Below are 2,669 nucleotides of genomic sequence, written 5' to 3'. Positions count from 1 at the left end.
CGACACTGCGCACCGCTATGCATGACGCGCTCGACGACGGCGCGCTCACCGTCCTACCTTTTGCGAAGCGCATGAGCCCAAAGAAGGGCCGCGCCGAGATCTCCGCGCTCGACGAGACGCAGGCAGTGGCACTGCTGACCTACCTCGACGGAACGCTGCTCGGGCCCGTTACTCGGCTTGCGATTTACACTGGAATGCGCCGAGGCGAGCTGCTGGGCCTTACTTGGGACGCGGTCGATCTCGGCAACCGCGTGCTACATGTGCGGCAGTCGCTTGAGGTAGTCGGAACCGGCAAGGATCGCGCGGTACGTTTTAAGACGCCTAAGACCGAAAAGAGCCGACGCGACGTCGCACTGACTGCGGGCGCAATCGAGGTTTTGCGTTCACAGCACGCGCAACAGTCGAAGCTGAGGCTTCACCTTAGCGGCCAATTCGGCGATGAGCAACTCGTCTTTCCTGACCCGCGCACCGGCGAGCCGTGGAAGCCCGATACATTTTCGAATGAGTTTTTACGAGCCGTAAAGGCGTCGAGGCTGCCGAAGGTAAGCTTTCACGGGCTGCGTCATTCGTACGCGTCAATCTCGCTTCGCGCCGGCACACCGTTAAAGGTCGTATCGGAGATGCTCGGCCACACGACCACGGCGATCACCGCGGACCTTTACACGCACGTGCTCGGCGATCTCAAAGCGCAGGCCGCGGATCGGCTCGACAAGATCTTCGAAAATGCAGAAAAACTCCGCGTTGTTGGCGCGGAAGAAGGCGTGTGGGCCAAATGTGGGCCAATCAAGAGAGCGCCTTTGAAAAAAGTCAGTAAAATAAGGCAAGATGTGCTAGCGCCAACGGGAATCGAACCCGTCTTTCCGCCTTGAAAGGGCGATGTCCTAACCGATAGACGATGGCGCCGCGGATCTCGCGAGGTTTAGGCTTCGGATATGCGGCAGTTTATCCCACCTGAGCCCGAGAAGGCAACCGTATGGCGCCGAAATATCGGTATGGCGAGTTGACCTGGCCCGAGGTGAAAGAGGCGGCGGCACGTCCGTGCGTCGCCATCGTGCCAATCGCGACGCTGGAAGACCATGGGCCGCATCTTCCGATCGATACCGATCTGCTGCTCTGCGCGAGCGTCTGCGAGCTGGCGGCCTCGCGGGCCGCGGATCGAGTCGTTCTCGTGCCGCCGATCAACCACGGATTCAGTCCACATCACTTGGATTTCCCCGGGGCGATCACCATCGGCGCACATACGCTAATCGACTACGGCGTCGACGTTTGCAAGAGCCTCGCCCATCACGGATTCACGCGAATTCTTATCGTCAACGGCCACGGCAGCAACACGCCCTTCTGCGATGTGATCGCGCGGCTCTCCGTCGTGGAGACCGGCGCGCTGACGGCGGCGGTGAACTACTGGGGCGCGCCGGGCGTCCGCGAGGTCGCCGAATCGTTGCGCGAATCCGACGCGGTCGGCGGCATGAATCACGCGTGCGAGTTCGAGACGTCGCTCTACCTCGCACTGCGCCCCGACTTGGTCGACATGGATAAAGCCGTGCGCGAACTTTCCCATCGGCCCACGAAAAACTACTGGACCGATCTGATCGCCGGCGATGGTCCGCTGGCAATGATGGAACACTGGAGTCAGCTCAGCGAAAGCGGCGTGATGGGCGATCCCACCAAAGCGACGGCAGAAAAAGGAAAACGGCTTCTCGATGCGGCGGCTAACGGCATCGTCGAACTCGTCGACGAGCTGCTCGCGCGCAGCAGCCCGCCCCGCAAAAACCACCACTAGAACGCCGCATTCCACACGCCGTTCCTTTGATAACCATTGATAACGCGCGAAAGCGAAACCATCGGCATCTCGCTGTTGTAGCACCCCTTTGAAACCGATGAGAGCGGACTACACTGTTCGGCTGGCCCTCGTCTTTTTAGGCGCGCTGACACTGCTGTGCGCGCCGGCGCGTGCTGCCGTGCCGGCGAACTTCTCCTTTCCGGTCGCGCGCGCGGCGCATCCGCTCCCGCTCGATCCGGCGCTGGCCGATCCGGCGTGGGTCGCGGGCCAAGTCCCCGAGCAAGGGCCCTGGCAGAACGTAACGACCCGCCAGCCGTCGCGCTATCAAACCACCGTCTATCTCCTGTACGACGACAAGAATCTCTACGTCGGCTTTAAAGCCGAACAAGACGGAGTCCCGATCGCAGCCTCGCAGACGACCAACGACGTCGGCTTCGGGCTCGACGATTTCGTCGGCATCGGCCTCGATACGAGCGGCGGCGGCAGCCAGGCCTACTATTTTGAAACGACGCCCCGCGGCACCCGTTACGAGCAAGCCAATGAAAACGTCCGTTTCCGCCCGCGCTGGAGCGCGGCCGGCAGCACCGGCGTTGGATCGTGGAGCGCGGTGATGATCGTCCCGCTCGACGTCCTGCGCGTGCCGCGCGGCGGCAAGCAAACGTGGCGCCTGCAGTTCGTGCGCGGCATCGCCGCTCGCGCCGAGCACCTCTCGTGGGTCTGGGATTCGATCATGGGCGATTCGGCCAGTGGCACCTGGCCGACGTTTCAAGATACGCGCTTTTGGGCCGGCGGCCAGTTCGATCTCGCCGGTTCGGCGGCCGCGCGCCCGAAACCGCGCGCCGATCTTTACGGATTGGCCAGCATCGGCGGCGACCGCAACCTCTTCCAA

The 2,669-nt window shown here is 62.6% G+C and carries 2 protein-coding genes and 1 tRNA gene; 2 read left to right on the top strand and 1 reads right to left on the bottom strand.

Annotated features, from left to right (window positions below; translation table 11 throughout):
* Window positions 1-831: 831 nt before the first annotated feature.
* Window positions 832-903, bottom strand: a tRNA-Glu gene (locus VGG51_06465).
* Between the two features lie 70 nt (window positions 904-973).
* Here VGG51_06465 and VGG51_06460 point away from each other — a divergent pair.
* Window positions 974-1,780, top strand: a complete 807-nt coding sequence (locus VGG51_06460; GenBank protein ID HEY1882666.1) for a creatininase family protein — start codon at window positions 974-976, stop codon at window positions 1,778-1,780.
* Between the two features lie 97 nt (window positions 1,781-1,877).
* Window positions 1,878-2,669 (top strand): hypothetical protein (locus tag VGG51_06455; GenBank protein HEY1882665.1); only part of this gene is annotated, 792 nt, incomplete at its 3' end.

The sequence above is a fragment of the Candidatus Cybelea sp. genome (genome assembly GCA_036489315.1).
Classification (GTDB): Bacteria; Vulcanimicrobiota; Vulcanimicrobiia; order Vulcanimicrobiales; family Vulcanimicrobiaceae; genus Cybelea.
This window is presented reverse-complemented; position numbering and strand designations above follow the sequence as displayed.

Bases quoted from the DNA above. Each gene is read 5' to 3' on its own strand.
- VGG51_06460 (HEY1882666.1), top strand. From the start codon at position 974: ATGGCGCCGAAATATCGGTATGGCGAGTTGACCTGGCCCGAGGTGAAA.